Raw genomic sequence first — 19,249 nt, 5'->3', positions numbered from 1 at the left:
AGAAAATTAGTATCGTGCTAATAACTCTCATTTGTGATGAATTAGTCTTCGGAGTTAAAACTTGGCTTTTATCTGTGTAGAGGCAACACCTTGCACAATATGTTAAAATAGATCTCAAAAAGACGGGATCTGCGGATCACGCATAACGGAGGCGTGAAACATGGAACGTAACGCTATGCTCGAACATGATCCGTTCATCACAGTGTTGGCGGAGAAGTTGCACATACACGGATATTATGCCTTTTATGGTGAGCATTACAATGAGACCGATATGGAGCTGTACCGCAGGCATCTGTTCACATCATTTAGCAACATCGTATGGGTAGAGCTGGATGCACGCAAAAAGTATATGATTGTCGATCATCGTGGACGCAACACGGTCATGAAACTGATCGAAGGTATGCTGAACACGCGCAGAACGCTGCGAGCAAACCAGGCAATGGCAGGTATGGACACCGCTGGAGTCCAGCAGGAGATCGCACATTTATCCAAGCTAGTGCACATGCTGAAGTTCACAACATTCCGCACATAAGCGAAGTGTGATATGTAGGCTGTAATAAGCGGCGTGAGTAGGAAGAGTATAATATGTGGCTCTCATAAGCGATGAGTATCAACGAAAAAATTAAAATAAACACCAAGAATAATAAGAACAATAAGAACAACCACAAGAGTATACATGAGTAACTAGGAAGAGTTATAAGTTAAGTCTCAAGAAAGAATGGACTAGGATATCGACAATAACATATCACTGCCATTCCATTCTCATAAGTAGTTTTCTCCGTAGGCCGCGTAGCGCTAACGAATCTGTGAAGCCTTATTCCAATGATTTGGCAGTCATAGAAAATGTAACGAATCTCAGACACGCTATTTAATGCAATTTAACGATATTTTGTTACTTAAACATGTCTAAAGCGCAAATAAGATGTCTACGATTCGTTAGATTTTCAAACCTGCGAAATTTCAAGTAATAAGGTTTGTGAGGTTCTTTAGACGACAGTTGGCAATCTCGATGAAAGCTATGGGTTGGACTTAGATAGTACACGAGTAAACGAAAGAGAGAGTCCTGTCATAGCTGACGGAACTCTCTTTATTTTCTTTATACAACGACTAATCAGTTCAGCAACAACCATATTCACTCATTAACTCGTTCAACGGGGATGCAAGCTTCTGAAGCTAACTCATGTAGTAACTTATATCTTACTAACTTGGCACAATCCATAGAATTAAGATAACAAAGCTTCCTAAAGATCACAAAGTTACTCACCGAATTCTATAGATATCTCCAAAGATCTATCCCCATCCACAGATCCATCCAACATTCCTTCATTCATCTAATGTCTGAATCCTCTTTGAAGTGGTCATCTAAACGAAGTCACAAAACTACTGAACAGCGTCCGAACATCATACTGATACTTATTGATCGGCTCAATTGGCCGGTTCTCTCCGAGAAGAGTGTAGACAGCGATCCGTGCTGCCCGGACCGAATATTCTTCCGTGAATACCACGTCATCGGGAATCTCGCAGAATTGGCTGATGAAGGCCAGGTTGGTGGAGCCTTCAGGTACAACCTTCGGTCTGTCGCTGTTTAGTCTAGGCATGAATTGCGCTGTAATGTATGGCATCATGCAAGGAATGCAGTTGGCGGTAGCCATGATGTCCTCTTGATGTTCCTGAAAATGAAGATGGCCGATCAACTCCTGCATAATCTCTTCCCCTGTACAGTCGCACATTCTTTTCTTCACGTAATCGCCCACGTTATCCGGGAATAATCCGTATCCCCAGAATACGTTGACATGCTCCGGCTGACCGCGGAAGTGCGGCTGGAAGGCGAGAACGACAGACATGAACCAGCTGGAATCCTTGAAAGTAACCAGAGCACCGGTACCTGCCCGGTTGCGTGTGAATTTCTCCATCAGATCAAAGAAGACGGAATCCTGGAAGGTGACCGTAAACGATTCCCATTTGGACTCATCCACATGATCATTAAATGAAGAAGGATTGCCCAGCAGCGGTTTCTTGGCGGCAATGTTCTCCCACAGCTTCCATGAGCTGCCCTTGCCGTTCAGTTTCGGTGCGGAAGTCATGGAGCCGATATCGGCCCCTTCGGTCATCGAACCGTTTGTGACAATGACGAGATCACCTTCGAGGATGTCAATGACTTCCTCTTCACCTCCCCTGAGCACATGCATCCGACTTACCGTAATGCCGTCTCCGTCTTTGAAATCCAGATCGGTAACCGTACATTTCAGCGTGAAATCAACGCCAAACGGTTCCAGGTAGTTATGCAATGGCAGGATAATCGAGTCATATTGGTTGAACGGTGTGCGGGTGACACCTTCCAGCGTTTGAATTCTTGGGAATTCGTGAAAAAAGCGAAGCATGTATCTTTTGAATTCCACGGCGCTATGCCAAGGCTGGAAAGCGAAGGTGGTCGCCCACATATACCAGAAGTTTGTTTTGAAAAAATGAGGGCCAAACCAGTCGTTGATTCGCAATTTACCCAGCGTGTCTTCAGGAGTAATAATCAGTTTGCCCATCGCCAACCGGTCCGCCATATCAAAACCCATGGAGAGCACATCTTCGACCTTGCCGTCACGGTTGATGAGCCGCGCATTGGAATGTGTGGGATTGGCATCGTCAAATTCGGTGATTTCCTGTCGGACAGATATGCCCGGACGGTCGATGGAAGGGATGGAGGCCAGCAACTCCCACAAATTCTCATAGGCTTCATCATTGAGCATTCGCCCGCCGCGGATGATATAACCTTGATCGGGATTACCAGCTCCGTCATTGCTGCCGCCGAGAATTGGCATTTCTTCGATAATGTGAATGTGTTCTCCAGGAAAGCCACAATCTCTAACCAGATAAGCTGCACCCGCCAAAGATGCAATGCCGCCGCCTACAAAATAGACCTGTTTATTACCATGTTCTTTCTTCACGATCATTCGCCTCCAAAAGTTACTGTAATCACATCCCTAATGTAAACCTTGCAGGTTCCGTAAGGTATGATCAAAAGAAAGGGAGTGTCCAATTTTTGGTCACTTGTAGTAAAGTGTCTAAAACCTAGGCATAGATCACATGTGAAAAAAGCCGCGCATCCTTAAGTGGATGGCAGCTTATTCTCATACCTGTGCAGTGCTCTCAGGAAATTGCCTTCGATTAGCTCACTGAGCTTCTCAATAATCTGTTTTGGCGGTTCTTGCATGTTGCCCCTCATCCATTGAATGATCAGCCCGGTGAAAGCCAGGGTATAAAAGTTGGCGACAAACTCTTTGTCTTCACCGCAGACCTTAATCCCACAGGCCAGCTCATCAATAACACCCATGATCAGATCATGGGTTACTTCATAGAGATATACATCCAGATGGGTACGCCCGAGCGAGTCGAGTGTGTTGCAGCAAAACGGTTTGTTGTTCTCGATGTAACAAAAGATTTTATAGAATCCGTCCGTCCATGTGCTGTAGCTTCGGTACTCCGTAAGACTTTCCACCGCTTCAGTCTGATAGATCCACCCAAGCAGCGCGTAAATATCCTGAAAATGATAATAAAAGGTTTGCCTGTTCACTCCGCAATTCTCCACCAGATGTTTGACCGTAATCTTGTTCAATGGAGTATGCTCCATCAGTGATTTAAGCGAGTGAGCCAGCGCATTTTTGGTCAGGTGAGAAGCAGACACAACATTCACCTCATCATTTTGGATTAGCTTGCCGGGGCGCAACAGCAGGTAAACACTCATGGCAAAGTCCCGCGCCGAAGTCGCTGAACATAAGCAAGTCAAAACGCAGGAATCCCGAAAGACCCACCCATCCACAAAACCCCTTTAGCTATCAACATCTTCGTTACCCGATCCACATCATACTCCATAAGGTTCATTTTAAATACTGAATATCAATCGATTCAACCAAACCTCCAAAGGCCACCTCTTGTCTTATCTCTATCAAAACCCTTAAAAGTTAGCCGTCGTCTAAAACCAGTCACAATAAAGCAACCGCTGTAAAAGCTGAAACCTAGTGAAGGAGACCGAATCAAAAAAGACTATAAGGTCGCGTGTGTTATCTCCCATACACTAAACCATTAAAACCGAGACCTCGTCTATAAAATCAGTCATAGGAAGAACAATAACGAAGTTATCGAGAAAAAAATCGAAAAAGTGTTCAGTAGCCCATCGTTAAGGTAATCTATCACACTAACCCATCAAAGTGAGACCCAACCCTCTAAAGCACCATGATAAAGCTACAACGTAACGATCGAGACAAAATCAAAGAAACGGCCTATAGGGCTACCATGTTGTTATCACTAATACACTAACCTTTTTAAAAGTAAGCCTCCATCGTCTCCATCATAAAAAGCAACCATCAAAAAAACTACAATTTCACCAAAGAAACAAGAAACAAGAAACAAGAAACAAAATCAAAAAAACAAAAAAACAAAAAAACAAAAAAACAAAAAAACAAAAAAACAAAAAAACAAAAAAACAAAAAAACAAAATAAATCAAAAAAACGACCCGAAGGCCGTCCTTTTGTTCTCCTAATTACACTAACCATTCAATAGTTAGCTCAATCTTAAAATCAGTCATGCGAGAAGCTACAACGTAGTGGAGGGGACGAAATCGATTCTGAAGAAGCGGAGCGTTCGCCTTTATCGTCGGATTTTACCCTTTGAGAAGGGGAATCCAAAAAATCCGACGATAACAGCGATCTAAAGAACGATTCGGCCCCGGAACGTCCACTCAGCACGCTCTCATGATCTGGTTTTAAACACGATGATTACAAACTCTTCAGAAATTGAACAATCGTCAACAACCCTTTATCAAAGTTCTCCAGGTTGAAGTGCTCGTTCGGTGCATGAAGGTTCTCATCCGGCAAACCAAAGCCCATCATAACAGCAGGGATTTCGAGTACACGTGAGAGCTTCTCAACAATCGGAATGGAGCCGCCATCTTTGGTAAAGAGGGCACGAACGCCATACACGTGCTCATACGCGTCTGCTGCTTTTTGCAGAATTGGATTCGAAGGATCGGTATTGAAAGCAAAAGCTTTCTCGATCTGTTTCACATGCAGCGTTGCACCTGGTTGAACGTGAGCACGCAGATGTGCTTCGATACGATCCAATACATGTTGTGGATCTTGATCCGCCACGAGACGGCACGTAATTTTGGCATGAGCTTCCTTCGGAATAACCGTTTTGCTGCCTTCGCCCTGGAAACCACCCCATACGCCGTTGAGTTCCAATGTTGGACGAGCGCCTACACGTTCCACGAACGAGTAACCTTCTTCGCCGTACAATTGCTCCAGCCCAAGGTCTTGACGAAGCTGTTCTTCATTGAAGCCTTGTTTTACAAATTCTTCTCTCATCTCAGGAGACAGTGGCAGAACGCCGTCGTAGAAACCGTCTACACTCACACGACCTTGCTCATCATGCAACGAAGCGAGCAGGGATACGAGTGCGTGCAGTGCGTTAGGTACACCACCACCAAATGAACCGGAGTGCAAGTCGGTATTGGCTGTGTTCAGATCTACGTGAAGCGAGCAAAGGCCGCGCAGGCCAGTGGAGATCGCCGGTTTACCTTTTTCAAGCAGAGATGTATCCGAGATCAGTACCATGTCTGCACGCAGCTTGTCTGTATGTTCATTCAGATAGATGGGCAAGTTCGGGCTGGAGATTTCCTCTTCGCCTTCGATACAGAACTTGATATTAACTGGCAGTTCTTTGTTTTCGGCGAGAATGGCTTCAACTGCCTTGATATGTAGGAAAATCTGTCCTTTGTCATCCGTTGCACCACGGGCATACAGCTTGCCATCACGAACGGTAGGTTCAAAAGGAGGTGTCTCCCACAGGTTAAGCGGATCAACAGGTTGTACATCATAGTGTCCATAGATCAGAGCCGTCGGTTTGCCGGGTGCATGCAGGTGATCTGCATAGACAATCGGATGTCCAGCCGTTTGAATGACCTCTACGTTTTCCATACCTGCACGTGTGAGCGCATCTGCTGCCCATTGTGCTGCACGATTAATATCCTCTTTATGCTCTGAAATGGCAGAGATACTTGGAATGGACAACCATTCATTCAGTTCTGCCAGGTGTTTTTCTCTATTTTGTTCAAAATAAGTCTGTTCTTTCATTAAAAAGGCCTCCTTCATGTTTGCTATATCTCATTGTAATCCATTTTGTCATGTTAATAAAACATTGGTTAAAAAAATGATCGGTTACAGATCGTTTCATTCACCTGAAGATTGTGCGTATAATACAAGAAAAGGATTTCATCCATATATTCTCAGGGGAGTTGAGGAAGTTTCCATGACAGTCAGACCCGATGCAAGCAGGCAGGTGAGCAGCGATGGAACCGACTAGGAGCGATCGAATATTTGGCAGATTCAAGCGGTTATCCGATTTGAAGGCTGGAAGGCATAAAGGACGATTTTATCGTAACAGCCTGATGCTTATTTTACTCATTGCCAGCATTCCCGGACTAATCACAGGTATCGTCATGTATCAACAGGTTGTTGGCCGGATGGAAACCGAGTTCAATCAGATGCATCAGAACCAGATAGAGAACCGGGCACGCAATGTGGATGACCAGCTGGCTTATCTGGAGATGAACTTATCCCATTGGGCTTTTGAACCGAGGTTTGGCAATGCATTGCGTACACTGGATTTTGTATATTATTTTAATGAAACGCAGGAGATTGTGACTACCTTATACGTATTACAAGGTTCTCATCCACTGATCAAGTCAGCACAGCTGTATTTGCAGGAACCGAAGCCAATCTTGTTTAATCGGGATTATACCGAATTGAACGATGAAGCCAAAGTACAAGCATATGATCGATACCTTTCCATGGGTAACCACGTGTACTGGACAGACTGGGTTTCCAGCATCAACAGAGATACCGAACCTTCGACCAACGATAGTCCACTGCATACGGATGCAGGCAATGCACTTGTTCTAGTACATAAGATACCGGGGGAGAGCATTAATCCGTTTGGTGCACTGATCATCACGCTGGATAACGAGAAAGTAGCTAGCTTATTGAAAACGCTTACTCCCTATGACGAAGGTTTGACGTTCCTCATGGATCAGGAAGGAAACACACTGGTTACCGGGGATCCGGGAACGGCGGGAGAGACTTCTGCTTTTGAGCAGCAGCTAAAAGAAGAAGTAGCCCTGCATGCGGGCAGCCGCTCATTCCTGTTCCGATATGAGGATCAGACCTATTCTGTCTCATACGGTTCATTGAGTCGGATCGATTCAGACTGGACTTATGTCTCCGCAGCACCTTTGACCTCAGTCACTTCGCCAGTCAAACTGGTATCCAAAATCATCGTCATTGCGAGTGCAGGCAGCCTCATCCTGGGATTATTGTTATCTTGGTTTGCTTCCCGCCGCATCTATTCGCCTGTAGCACGGATGCTGCATCTGCTTACGCCTGGCAGAAACGAAACAACACCAACGGATGCCAAGCTGGACGAGTTTAAGCTGCTGGAGCAACAGTGGAACGAACTGACCTCCCGCAATGTCACGGCACATCGCCAATTGCAGGAGCAGCTTCCCCATCTGCGCGACAGTTTTGTCTTACAACTTGTACAGGGGCATCTATATGCTTATAACGAGAAGGATCTCCAGCAGCGCATGCGTAATCTCGGCTTTGAACTGGAGGGCCAGCAGTTTTTGCTGGTGCAGATGTATTTTACGGGGTACGAGCAGCTGCAAGGCAGATTTGGAAGCCAGGACACGGGATTAGTCACCTTTGCAGCAGTGAATATTACACAGGAAGTTGCGAAAAATTATTTCAGGCAGATCAGTGTCATGAACTTTCATGACTTGTCTTCCGCCATGCTTGTGATTGCTCCCCAGGACGAACCTGTGAAATCACAAGCGCTGTTATGGGGACAGGAACTGGTGGAGGTCATTGGACGTACGCTCAAAATGAAGGTGACCTTGATGGTCAGTCGCCCAGCAGCTTCACTTCAGGAACTGCCCGGACGATTCGTCGAGATGGAACAGGCCGTGGCTTATCGCAGTGTGGAGGAAGGAAGTCAGATTCTCGATTTGGAGGATGAGGCGTGTTTCCACAAAAATGAAGCAGCTTCCTATCCGCTTGGGCTGGAACGGGAGTTGTTACAGGCGGTCAGGCTGGGCAAACAAACCGAAGCGGAACGTGTGCTGGAACAATTCATGAGTGAAATTACGCGGACGGGCAGTACCGAATTCCAAGTTCAGCAAATGATGCTTCAATTGCTCGGCAGTATTCAGCACATGATGCTGCAAACGGGTGTCACACCTTATAAGCTGTTTGGTGGTTACAACATGTATGAGCAACTATCCGGTATTCGTGAACCTGTACAGATGAAGCAATGGATGATGAATGAGGTACTCATACCTTATATACAAGAGGTTGAGGTACGATCGCAGGAACCGCTGAAACTGGTGGTGGAACGAACGATGTTGTACATCGATACACATTACCGCAACGACATCTCGCTGGAAAACTGTGCTGACGAGGAGCAGATGACACCTTATGCACTGAGCAAGGCATTCAAACAGGTATCGGGCATCAATTTTATTGATTATCTGACACGTGTGAGAATGGATGCGGCGAAGCAATTGTTACGTGAGACAACGATGAAAATTAATGATGTTGCGGCGGCTGTGGGATATCAGCATAGTTATTTTAATCGGATTTTCAAGAAACAGGAGGGAGTTACCCCGAGTCAGTATCGAGATCAATGGTTCGGACAATAACCGTTTATATATTTGTCATTTCAAACCGGCATTCGGCTTTAGCGGATGCCGGTTTTTTCTTTTTTTTACCGTGATACAAAGAAGGATAAACCCGCAAAAATGTGCAATTCTACCTGCTACGTTATGTGCAATTTCTTGTGAAAATGGCGTTATAGCGGGCTTTTCGGCCATCATGTCGCAGCAATGCAAAAAATGAAGGTTGCCGGAAACTAGGCGTCTGTATAGTCTGAATAACAGATGAATTGATAACGCTTACATCGTTGAGAGAGGGGAGACATGATGAACGGGAAGACGGACTGGAATACCAACGGCACTGCAACCACCCAAGCGGATAGGGCCACAAGGCCCATGAGACGAGAGTCTAACTGGAAGAGGCAGATCAAACGAAACAAATGGTTATATGTGCTTGTGCTTCCCGGCTTTTTGTACTTTGTCATCTTTAAATACTTGCCCATGTGGGGGATCATCATTGCCTTTCAGGACTACCAGCCTTTCCTGGGCATCCGGGAGAGTAACTGGGTGGGGCTAGAGAACTTTACGAACTTTTTCTCCAATCCGGACTTCTTCCGACTATTACGTAATACGCTGGTCCTTGCCCTGTATGATCTCATCTTCTTTTTCCCGGCACCAATCATTATCGCTTTGTTATTAAATGAAATTCGGGTCGCTTTCTTCAAAAGAACGATTCAAACGCTGGTCTATGTACCCCATTTTGTATCGATGGTTATTATCGCGAGTATCACGTACGTGTTCCTGACCCCACAGGGCGGGGTGTTATACGACCTGATCGCCTGGATTACAGGCAAGCCCATTGATGTACTCTCCAGCCCGGGTTCTTTCCGCCCGCTCATTATTGTTCAGATGATGTGGAAGGAGATGGGATGGGGCACGATCATTTTCCTTGCAGCCCTCGCAGGTGTAGATACGGAACAATATGAAGCTTCCATTGTGGATGGCGCAGGACGATTACGGCGGATGTGGCATATCACACTTCCAGCCATTCGTACGACCATAGTCATTTTGCTTATTCTCAGACTGGGGAACTTCCTCGATACCGGATTTGAGCAGATCTATCTGATGACCAACTCCCTCAACCGGGATGTGGCGGACGTATTTGATACGTATGTGTACACGGTGGGGATTACGCAAGGTGCATTCAGTTACAGTACCGCTGTGGGACTATTCAAGTCTGTGGTGGGGATTATTCTGGTGCTTGGCAGCAATAAACTTGCGAAAAAATTCGGCCATCCCGGAATTTATTAAGGAGGAGCGCCCATGAACAGCCGTCTATACAACAGCCCTGCCGGCAAGGTATTTGATATCTTCAATTACGTCATGCTGGGGATTCTGGGCATATTAACCGTCCTTCCGTTCCTGTATATTATAGGGAATTCTTTCGCAACGGAAGCCGAGATCACCGAACGCAGTTTTTTCCTCATTCCGAAGGTGTTTTCCTTCAGCGCGTATGAGTATATTTTCTCCTCGTCCACGATCTTTCGCAGCATTGGTGTTTCCATTTTCATCACGGTGGCAGGTACATTGGTTAATCTGTTCTTCACACTAACGATGGCCTATCCACTATCCAGAAGTGACTTCTGGGGCCGTAACGTCATGATGAACATGGTGATTTTCTCGATGTTATTTGGCGGTGGCATGATTCCAACGTATCTCGTCATTCGTGGACTGGGACTGCTCGATTCTTACTGGGCCCTTATGCTTCCTGGCGCGATCAGCGCTTTTAACTTAATAGTTGTCAAAAACTTTTTTCAGCAAATGCCGCCCGGGCTGGAGGAAGCGGCCCGCATCGACGGCTGTTCGGATCTTGGGGTGCTGTGGCGAATTGTTCTGCCTTTATCCAAACCGGTCATTGCCACGTTTGCCTTGTTCTACGCCGTAGGGCACTGGAACAATTTTTTCTCGGCACTGCTGTACATTTCCGACAGTGACAAATGGCCGCTACAAGTCATGCTGAGACAGATCGTGTTACTTTCGCAAGCCAGTGTCGGCGATATGGCGAACATGGACCCCAATTTTGTACAGCCACCAGAGCAGTCAATCAAAATGGCGGTGATCGTTGTAGGTACCATTCCGATTTTGCTGGTGTATCCGTTTTTGCAGAAGCATTTTGCCAAAGGTGTCATGTTAGGTTCAATCAAAGGTTAAAGCCAAGGGGGAGAACGTATGGGACAAAAAACGGGATTCAAAAAAGGTGCACTGTTACTCTCGGCGTCACTGGTATTGAGTACAATTCTGGGAGCATGCTCCACGGATAAAACAGGTTCAGGGAGCGCTGCCGGTGGCACAGACGAAATTACCATTATGCTGCCGAACTTTGAAGCGGAGAATCCGCCGGAGAACAGCCCGGTCATCCAGAAGCTTGAAGAACTGACCAAGGTGGATGTGAACCTGCAGTGGGTGCCAAGCAGCTCGTACGAAGACAAATTTAACATTACACTGGCCTCGGGAAAGCTGCCTCAGATTATGGTGGTCTTAGGGAAGTCCCCAAGTTTTATCAATGCGGCCCGAACCGGGGCTTTCTGGGAGCTGGGTCCTTATCTGAAAGATTATCCGAATCTGAGTAAAATGAATGAAATCATTACCAACAATGCGTCAATTGATGGCAAAACCTATGGGATCTACCGGGCAAGGGCCCTCGGACGTAATGGGGTCACAATCCGAAAGGATTGGCTTGAGAAGTTGGGGCTGGAAGAGCCAAAGACGATTGACGAATTTTACAATGTATTGAAAGCGTTCACGAAGGATGATCCGGACGGTAACGGCAAGGATGATACGTACGGTCTGGTTGCCAGCAAATTCACGGGCCCGTGGGATAACATGCAGGTATGGTTCGGTGCACCCAACAAATGGGGAGATGATGGCAGCGGAGGTCTGATTCCGGCGCATGAGACACCAGAATACATGGAAGCCCTGAAATTTTTCCGGCAAATCTATAGCGAAGGTCTGGTCAACAAGGATTTTGCCGTGATGGATGCAACGAAACTGCCTGATCCATTTGTGAATGGTCAAGCAGGTGTCATGGTGGATGTAGCAGATAATGCACAGCGCATGGATCAGAAAATACTCGATAAAGACCCCAATGCGACAGGACGCGTGGATGTGCTGCAAGCGATGGAAGGTCCAAAGGGATTGCGTGATATGCCAACGTCTGGCTACTCCGGCCTGATTGCGATCTCCAAAAGCAGTGTCAAAACGGAAGAAGACCTGAAGAAGGTACTGAGTTTTCTGGATCAGCTGAATGAACCGGAATTGCAGGCATTGTTGTACAACGGACTGGAAGGCAAGCAGTATGAGAAAAAAGAAGACTACATCATACCGAGCACTGACAAGCTTGCGCTCCGCGACCTGCAAGGATTAAATCAGATTTTGATGTTTGTGCCGGAAGACAGAACGCTTCGTGTACAACAGACACCTGTCCGTGAAAAGGTTGCACAGGTGCAGAAAGCCAACGAAGAGATTGTCATCGCCAATCCTGGCGAACCGCTGATCTCTGATGTTTACGCTCAGAAAGGACCACAGCTGGACAATATCATTAACGATGCACGAATCAAATATATCGTAGGTCAGATTGATGAGAAAGGATTCGAAGATGCTGTTGCCCTGTGGAAGAATAACGGCGGAGACGATTATGTCAAAGAAGTCAATGAATTGTACGCTGCACTGAAGTAGTCTTATAAGCCAAAGCCCGGTAGCCGTACTTTCAGTGTAGCGGAAACAGCCGGGCTTTGCTTATCGCTGTGATGGCTTGATCCGTGAACAAAGTTTCATCCAACTTTCTGGGAATTATGACTTCCTGAATATGGTTTTTGATGTATAATCAAATCGAAAAAAACCTATTTGAACTGAAATGAACGTTATTGGTAAAGCTGGACACCACACACTCTTGGACACGCAGGGAGGAAGGCAACATGTGGAACGGGGATGCTTTTGAAAATCCCGAGGCGCAGTACAGGGTCCATCCCTTTTGGTTCTGGAACGGGGATATGGAAGAAGAACAGATAAAGCGGCAAGTGGCTGAGATGGCGGCGCAAGGTGTAGGTGGATTCTTCATCTGTCCACGTCAGGGACTGCAAATTCCCTATCTGTCGGAAGCGTGGTTTGATAAGGTGCGGATTGCAGTGGAAGCGGCGGCTGCTCACGGCATGCAGGTATGGTTATATGACGAATATCCATATCCAAGCGGGATGGCTGGTGGGGAAGTGACCCTTGATTTCCCTGAAGCGAAGCAACGACAGCTCGTGCATCACCAACTGGTGGTTCAGGGCGGAGAAGCTGTGGATATGGAGTTGCCATGGGGACGAGTCTTGGTTGCCAAGGCGATTCCCAAGGATGAACAGGGCAAGCGTCTGTGGCATGGGTCCATCGATCTGCGCAGCAAAATCGGCAATATCCAGACCGATCAGGTCTATCAGGAGACAGGACTCACAACGTATAACCGCAAGCGGTTCTTCACCTACCGAACAGCGTTCCGCTTGTTGTGGGATGTTCCCCCGGGTGATTGGGAGTTGATTATATTTCAAGAAATGGAGATCGATGATTTCAAATATTACGGCAACTTTGTTGATCCTTGCCACAAGGAAGCGATGAGTCGTTTTATTGAACTGACACATGAGCGTTATAAGTCAGCGGTTGGAGATCAATTTGAAAGCGTAATCAAAGGCATGTTCTCGGATGAGATTGCACCGCTGGGTCGTATCCCCTGGTCGCAACAGCTTCCCCGTTATTTCAGCGTGCGTTGTGGTTATAGTCTGATCGATTCGCTACCGGCGCTGTTATATGGTGATGTTCCGGACGCGCATCGTATTCGGTATGACTATTACCAGTCACTGCACCTGCTTCTCAGGGAGTCCTATCACAAACAGGTGCATGATTGGTGTGAGGAAGCAGGAATCCAGTATGCGGCTGAAGTGCCTGGTGTACGGATGACGACCCAGTTGTTTAGCCATATGCCAGGTGGTGATTCAGCACATGAGAAAATTGGACGATCCTTATCGTGGATTCTGGAACGATATGGTAAAAAGATGCGTGACAATCCCAAGATGGTCAGTTCGCTTGCCCGGCAATTGGGCCGAAGCCGCAATCTGATTGAATGTTTTCACAGTGTAGGCTGGTCCATGACGCTACAGGATGCCAAGTGGATGATTGATCGAATGGCCGCCATGGGCACCAATTTTTATAACTTTCACGCCTTTTTCTATACGATTGGTGGGCTTGTGAAGCATGACGCACCGCCATCTCAATTTTTACAGAATCCCTACTGGAAGCATTTCCGGCAGTTAGGGGATTACACCGGACGTTTGAGCTATCTCATGAGCACTGGAGCAGCAGACATTCGAATTGCTGTACTTGACCCAACGACGACATTCTGGAGTCTGATGGGTAATCCGCTGCATGGATTTGAGTATAGCGGCGAGGACGAAGCAGAACGGGTGCAACTGGAGCGCCTGACGAAGGACTGGATGAGGATCACGACACATCTGCTCGAAAACAGACGTGACTATGATCACCTTGATCCCGAATTGTTGGCTGAAGCTGACTTAACGGATGGCATCATTCAGCTCGGCGTTGCCCGTTATGACGTATTAATTCTGCCACCGATGCTGAATCTGGAGGTCGTGGCCTGGGAACAGGTGAAGCGATTTGTTCAACAGGGAGGAACTGTCATCTCTGTTGGGATGCCTCCACATATTGCGATTCAGCAGGGAAGTCCAGAGGGAGATGAAGCTGCCCAGTTCTTTGATGCGGGCGAGCAGCCGGAAGAGGTGTACTGGGGCCGTAACGTGACAACAGATCACGATAACCGTGAAACCATGTGGCATCAGGGTGAGGGGAATGCCTATTTTCTACCCGCAGGAACGGGGCAGGGAGATGACTTTTCGCTGGAGCTAATCTCTCTCCTGCTCGATCAGGTATTGCCGGAACCCATCTGTTGGATCATGGAGGAGGAAAGCGCCTCCCTGCTGATGCATACCCGTCAATTGTCGTCTGGGGAGCATATGGTTTTTTTGACCAATCAGGAGGGTCAGGACCTGATTGGTCAATTGAAGCTGGTCGCCAGACAGCTGTGGGATGGAACGGAGTTGACAGAGGGTGCTTGTATTGTGGCAGAACGACTTGATCTGGAGACAGGGCGGCTTCAGATATTGCCGTATACGAGCAGTGGTGGGGAATGGTGCATTTCACTAACACTGGCACCTTATGAAGCGCATGCTGTTCGTCTTACTTTACAACCTGCGAAGGAAGAGGCATTAACAACGAAGGTGGATGTAACAGACAAAACGGGTTCGGCGTTCGTAACGGATGTATTGGCAGGAGCTAATCAAGCCTGTAAGATCATGGTCCCTTCGGAAGGGCCATGGCGACTGGAAACGGTGCAACCTAACATTTTGCGAATGGGACAATTCCATCTTCAGGCTTCCAATGTTAATGGTGTGATTCTGGAAAGCCAGCATGTAGCTGTAAAACCGTTTATTGATCAGGCGGCAGAATTATCGGAGCAGCAGCATCTGCCAGTCCAGTTTAATCAGGTATTTGGCACACCGAAAAAAGCATCCTTAGCCTATCCCATCGAATGTCGATATACGACTACATTTGAGCTAAGAACGGCATTGCCTGCATGCCTTTTATTCATGGACAGAGCGGCGATCTCGGGCACTTGGTCCATGGAGATTAATGGGCAACCACTTGGAAAAGAACAGTTCGATCCAATTGAAATCACCGATCACAATAATATCGCTTGTGATATCACGGAGTTGTTGCACAGCGGTCTCAACGAAATGGCGGTGATTGTGCAGGTAACGAAAGATGAGGATGGCATCGTGGATCCCTTGTATCTACAGGGAAGATTCGGCGTGGAGTTCCATCATGAAGGCATGGTTTCGCTTGTGCGGGAACCGGACACGGCCCTTTGCATCGGACCTGAACCGCAGCCGCTGTATCCCCATTTTGCCGGGGAAATGAGTTATAAACGCACGTTCTGGCTGGATGAGCCAGGTGAAGATATTACCTCGTTTGAACTGGAATTTAGCGATTGGCGTGTGCAGGATGTGGTGGAAGTGCGGGTAAACGGACATAGCCCGGGTGTAAGATGCTGGTCTCCGTATCGTTGGAAGGGAGAGACCTCCTGGTTGCGTCCGGGAGACAACGACATTGAAGTGCGGATTACCAACACATTGATCGGCCTGCTGGAAGGTACGTATTTTGATTCGGAACATCATCGATTACAGGATGCAGGTCATGTACCTGTTGAAGAATTGGGATAAAGGAGTGGAAGTAAGGAATGGGACATCGTATTCAGTTTGACCGCTATCCAGGTGGTGTGATGAGAGCGTTAACACTCAGTTATGACGATGGAGTGGTGCATGATCGCAGACTGGTGGAAATCTGTAATCGGTATGGTCTACGGGGAACCTTTAATCTGAACTCCGGTACCCTGGGTAACCCAGGCCGCATTGAGGCTGGGGAAGTCGCTGAACTTTATACGGGGCATGAAGTAGCTGTTCACACGGTTACTCACCCTACGCTGCCTTATGTTCCGAATGAACTATTGACCGAAGAGATTATCGAAGACCGAAAAGCATTGGAGCAGCTCGTCGGTTATCCGGTACGAGGCATGGCTTATCCCAACGGAGGGTATGACCGTGCGTTAAGTACCAAGCTGGAGTGGCTTGGCATCGATTATGCTCGTACCGTTGAATCACATGGCAGATACACGTTGCCAGACCGTCCCCTTGAATGGCACCCGACCTGTCATCATAACCATGATCTGGCGGGGCATGCCAAACGTTTTATCCAACATTCCAAAACAGGTACGCCACTATTACTCTACGTCTGGGGTCATAGTTATGAGTTCAATGACAACGACAACTGGGAGATCATCGAACAGTTTGGTGAGCAGATTGGCGGCAGGGACGATATCTGGTATGCCACGAACATCGAAGTGATTGCCTATTGGAAAGCGGTACAACGATTGGAGTGTTCAGCAGATCGCTCCATCATCCATAATCCGTCTGCCATCCCGGTTTGGTTCACCGCAGATCAACAGGTTGTTGAAGTGCAGGGCGGAGAGACATTGCGGCTAAGCGAACGAATCAAGGTATAAGGAAGGGAGCTGACGATCATTCGTTATTTTCATGAGAACGAGGCAATTGCAGGCAAGGTGTACGATTCAATTCCGGATATATTGACAACGGTGGCTCAGCGTTATATTGGCGATCATCCGAAACATTCATTTTTGTTCAGAGCCTATCATCAGGGAGGTTTTCGTAGACGTGGGGACTACCGCTACGACCTGAATCTGAATGAGAAATGCGTAGAGGCGCATGCAGGGCAATACGTGTATGTATGGGGCAAGTTATGGAGCGAGCAGAATGCAACGTTAAATACGGGCCTGAACTGTTATAGTCCGGTGACGATTTACGTGAACGGTGAAGAGGTATTCAAGTCTGAGTTGTTACAGGAGTTATTTCCCGAGCGAAGAACCCAGATTCCGATTTCCGTGAACTATGGCTGGAATGATGTATTGCTGTGTTTTGTCAAAACAGAAGTGGGATTCGGCGGTATCTACGGAACAGCCTCGTTTAAAAATTTCCCGCTGCACTTCCTCACTCCTGGGGCAGATCGTCAGGGTCAGGAGGGCTGGTTATATTCGGAACCCGTCGATGAACCTGTAGTATCTCTTCCTCGTGACGGCATGACGGAAGAAGAAACGGGTCTTACCTGGTATCCGCGCAGGGGCTGGACAGATGAGGAGCAGAGCGCAGGTTCTTTTGCCCGCATCTTTGGTACAGAAAAGCCCGCTGTTGCCTACGCATGGTCCAGATTGGATGTAACCTTGCCAGAACCAAAGCCAGTTATTTTACAAGGATGTCATGATGGAGCCTTGACTCTGTATGTGGATGGCACGGAAGTATACTCTGCTGGAAGCAGCGGTAATTTCCGCGTTGAACTTCCTCGCCGTTACGGTACATCCGATCTGGTGGCGAAAGGTGAAATTCAGGCAGTCGGCGGTTCATGGGGATTCACGTTGGAATATGTCGAGCGTTCGGATTCCAAAGGCTGGAGACTGAAATCGCCTCATCCGGTTGCGGGATGCTCTGACCCCTGGCTGTACACGGGTGTGTTTGCTCCCGGTGCTGAACCATCGCATGCCGACATCGTGCGAACAGATACCGTATTTGATGATGGCGCACAAGGTGTGTATTGGCGGGTAGATCTTCCCGACACCCATGTTCGTCCTTACCTGGAAAATACACATTACGGAAAGTGGAATTATCCGCTTGGCGTTACCCTGCTTGGACTGCTACAGACGGGACAGGAATTGGGACGGGATGATTACATTCAGTATGTGCGGCAACATATTGAACTGAGTACTTCATTTGATCGCTATGGTCTGTGGGATCGGGAAGGGTACGGTGCGGCAGGGATTAATAATCAGCTGTCTGCCATCGACAGTTTGGATGATTGCGGTTCGTTTGGATCTACACTGCTCGTTGCGATGGAGTTGGGCGATATTCGTGGGGGAAGAGATACTGCGGATCGGATTGCGGGTTACATTACGGATGAGCAGGAACGTTTGGAGGATGGTGCCTTTTACCGGGTTCGCGGCAGTGGGGAGATGCGTCAGGAGACGATGTGGTGTGATGACTTGTACATGAGTACACCTTTTCTGATGCGTTATGGTCAATTGACAGGAGATGCGACGTACTGGGATGATGCGGTCAATCAGTTCCTGATGTTCCGTAAATACCTCTACCTTCCCGATCAACAGATCATGTCCCATGTGTATGATTTTGTACGTGGTCGGGCGACAGGTATTCCGTGGGGAAGGGGTAACGGCTGGGTGCTCTTCTCCTTAACCGAATTGTTATCCATCCTGCCGCATGATCATGTGAAACGGTCGGAACTGCTAACTTTCTATCGTGATTTAAGTGAAGGTTATTTGGCGTTGCAAGGGGAAAATGGGCTTTGGCATCAGGTGCTGAACCGCCCGGATTCATATGAAGAAACCTCCTGCACATCGATGTTCATCTACGCTTATGCCCGTGGTATTCGGGAAGGCTGGCTGGAACAGCCAGAGCCCTATCTGGAGGCAGTGTGCAAAGGATGGGAAGGCATGACACGTTTGTCGATTGACTATAAAGGTAATATATACGGGGTATGCCGAGGTTCCGGATACTCGTTTACCGCCTTGTATTATCGCGATGATCTGGGATGGAATCTGAACGATACCCATGGGATCGGCATTGTGCTCTTGGCAGGCATTGAAGTGTATAAAATGAACCAGCAGCTCCGTAAGGCGTCTATCGATTCTTCGGTTACAGCCTTGCAGCGCTGATGTTTGACACAACGAAACGAATGTATGTGGATAGCTTCTATAGGTTGATAAGCAGTTAAAGAAAGCGGCAAAGCCCCCGGGCTTGTCGCTTTTAGTTTGTTTCCAATTTCGAAACTGATCTGCATAATAGCAATGATAAATACACTTACCT

11 protein-coding genes are annotated in these 19,249 nt (G+C 47.5%); 8 read left to right on the top strand and 3 right to left on the bottom strand.

The features are described 5' to 3' along the window. The first annotated feature begins 160 nt into the window (after positions 1-160). The gene (locus tag MHI55_RS24960) at positions 161-532 is read left to right on the top strand and encodes a hypothetical protein (protein ID WP_339185899.1); all 372 of its coding nucleotides are present in this window, start codon (positions 161-163) and stop codon (positions 530-532) included. Between the two features lie 826 nt (positions 533-1,358). Here MHI55_RS24960 and MHI55_RS24955 read toward each other — a convergent pair. The 3 genes from MHI55_RS24955 to MHI55_RS24945 form a co-directional block, all read right to left on the bottom strand. Continuing rightward, entirely contained in the window at positions 1,359-2,945 is a 1,587-nt protein-coding gene (locus tag MHI55_RS24955) for an oleate hydratase (RefSeq protein WP_339185900.1), read from the bottom strand. Positions 2,946-3,100: 155 nt separating this feature from the next. Then, positions 3,101-3,778, bottom strand: a complete 678-nt coding sequence (locus MHI55_RS24950) for a TetR-like C-terminal domain-containing protein (RefSeq protein WP_340387384.1) — start codon at positions 3,776-3,778, stop codon at positions 3,101-3,103. A 989-nt stretch (positions 3,779-4,767) separates the two neighbouring features. Continuing rightward, the gene (locus MHI55_RS24945) at positions 4,768-6,123 is read right to left on the bottom strand and encodes a dipeptidase (RefSeq protein WP_340387382.1); all 1,356 of its coding nucleotides are present in this window, start codon (positions 6,121-6,123) and stop codon (positions 4,768-4,770) included. Positions 6,124-6,338: 215 nt separating this feature from the next. Here MHI55_RS24945 and MHI55_RS24940 point away from each other — a divergent pair, with 215 nt between their 5' ends. The 7 genes from MHI55_RS24940 to MHI55_RS24910 all read left to right on the top strand — a co-directional run bounded on the left by MHI55_RS24940 (position 6,339) and on the right by MHI55_RS24910 (position 19,098). After that, positions 6,339-8,744, top strand: a complete 2,406-nt coding sequence (locus MHI55_RS24940) for an AraC family transcriptional regulator (RefSeq protein WP_339185902.1) — start codon at positions 6,339-6,341, stop codon at positions 8,742-8,744. A 348-nt stretch (positions 8,745-9,092) separates the two neighbouring features. Beyond that, the gene (locus MHI55_RS24935) at positions 9,093-10,007 is read left to right on the top strand and encodes a sugar ABC transporter permease (protein ID WP_074097016.1); all 915 of its coding nucleotides are present in this window, start codon (positions 9,093-9,095) and stop codon (positions 10,005-10,007) included. 12 nt (positions 10,008-10,019) lie between these two features. Next, on the top strand, positions 10,020-10,907 hold the full coding sequence (locus tag MHI55_RS24930; RefSeq protein ID WP_017692544.1) for a carbohydrate ABC transporter permease: 888 nt from the start codon (positions 10,020-10,022) through the stop codon (positions 10,905-10,907). An 18-nt stretch (positions 10,908-10,925) separates the two neighbouring features. Next, entirely contained in the window at positions 10,926-12,431 is a 1,506-nt protein-coding gene (locus MHI55_RS24925) for an extracellular solute-binding protein (RefSeq protein ID WP_339185905.1), read from the top strand. Between the two features lie 239 nt (positions 12,432-12,670). Then, positions 12,671-16,024, top strand: coding sequence for a glycosyl hydrolase (locus MHI55_RS24920; protein ID WP_339185906.1), 3,354 nt, complete (start codon positions 12,671-12,673; stop codon positions 16,022-16,024). Positions 16,025-16,041: 17 nt separating this feature from the next. After that, the gene (locus tag MHI55_RS24915) at positions 16,042-16,863 is read left to right on the top strand and encodes a polysaccharide deacetylase family protein (RefSeq protein ID WP_339185907.1); all 822 of its coding nucleotides are present in this window, start codon (positions 16,042-16,044) and stop codon (positions 16,861-16,863) included. 90 nt (positions 16,864-16,953) lie between these two features. After that, positions 16,954-19,098, top strand: coding sequence for a glycoside hydrolase family 88 protein (locus tag MHI55_RS24910; protein ID WP_339185909.1), 2,145 nt, complete (start codon positions 16,954-16,956; stop codon positions 19,096-19,098). The last annotated feature ends 151 nt before the right edge of the window (positions 19,099-19,249 follow it).

Origin of the sequence: Paenibacillus sp. FSL E2-0151 (genome assembly GCF_037993015.1) — a bacterium.
Taxonomy (GTDB): domain Bacteria; phylum Bacillota; class Bacilli; order Paenibacillales; family Paenibacillaceae; genus Paenibacillus; species Paenibacillus amylolyticus.
The sequence above is the reverse complement of the archived record's forward strand: the minus strand, read 5'-3'. Positions and strand labels throughout refer to the sequence as shown.

Bases quoted from the DNA above. Each gene is read 5' to 3' on its own strand.
- MHI55_RS24920 (WP_339185906.1), top strand. From the start codon at position 12,671: ATGTGGAACGGGGATGCTTTTGAAAATCCCGAGGCGCAGTACAGGGTC.
- MHI55_RS24960 (WP_339185899.1), top strand. From the start codon at position 161: ATGGAACGTAACGCTATGCTCGAACATGATCCGTTCATCACAGTGTTG.
- MHI55_RS24945 (WP_340387382.1), bottom strand. From the start codon at position 6,123: ATGAAAGAACAGACTTATTTTGAACAAAATAGAGAAAAACACCTGGCA.
- MHI55_RS24930 (WP_017692544.1), top strand. From the start codon at position 10,020: ATGAACAGCCGTCTATACAACAGCCCTGCCGGCAAGGTATTTGATATC.
- MHI55_RS24955 (WP_339185900.1), bottom strand. From the start codon at position 2,945: ATGATCGTGAAGAAAGAACATGGTAATAAACAGGTCTATTTTGTAGGC.
- MHI55_RS24915 (WP_339185907.1), top strand. From the start codon at position 16,042: ATGGGACATCGTATTCAGTTTGACCGCTATCCAGGTGGTGTGATGAGA.
- MHI55_RS24925 (WP_339185905.1), top strand. From the start codon at position 10,926: ATGGGACAAAAAACGGGATTCAAAAAAGGTGCACTGTTACTCTCGGCG.
- MHI55_RS24940 (WP_339185902.1), top strand. From the start codon at position 6,339: ATGGAACCGACTAGGAGCGATCGAATATTTGGCAGATTCAAGCGGTTA.
- MHI55_RS24935 (WP_074097016.1), top strand. From the start codon at position 9,093: ATGAGACGAGAGTCTAACTGGAAGAGGCAGATCAAACGAAACAAATGG.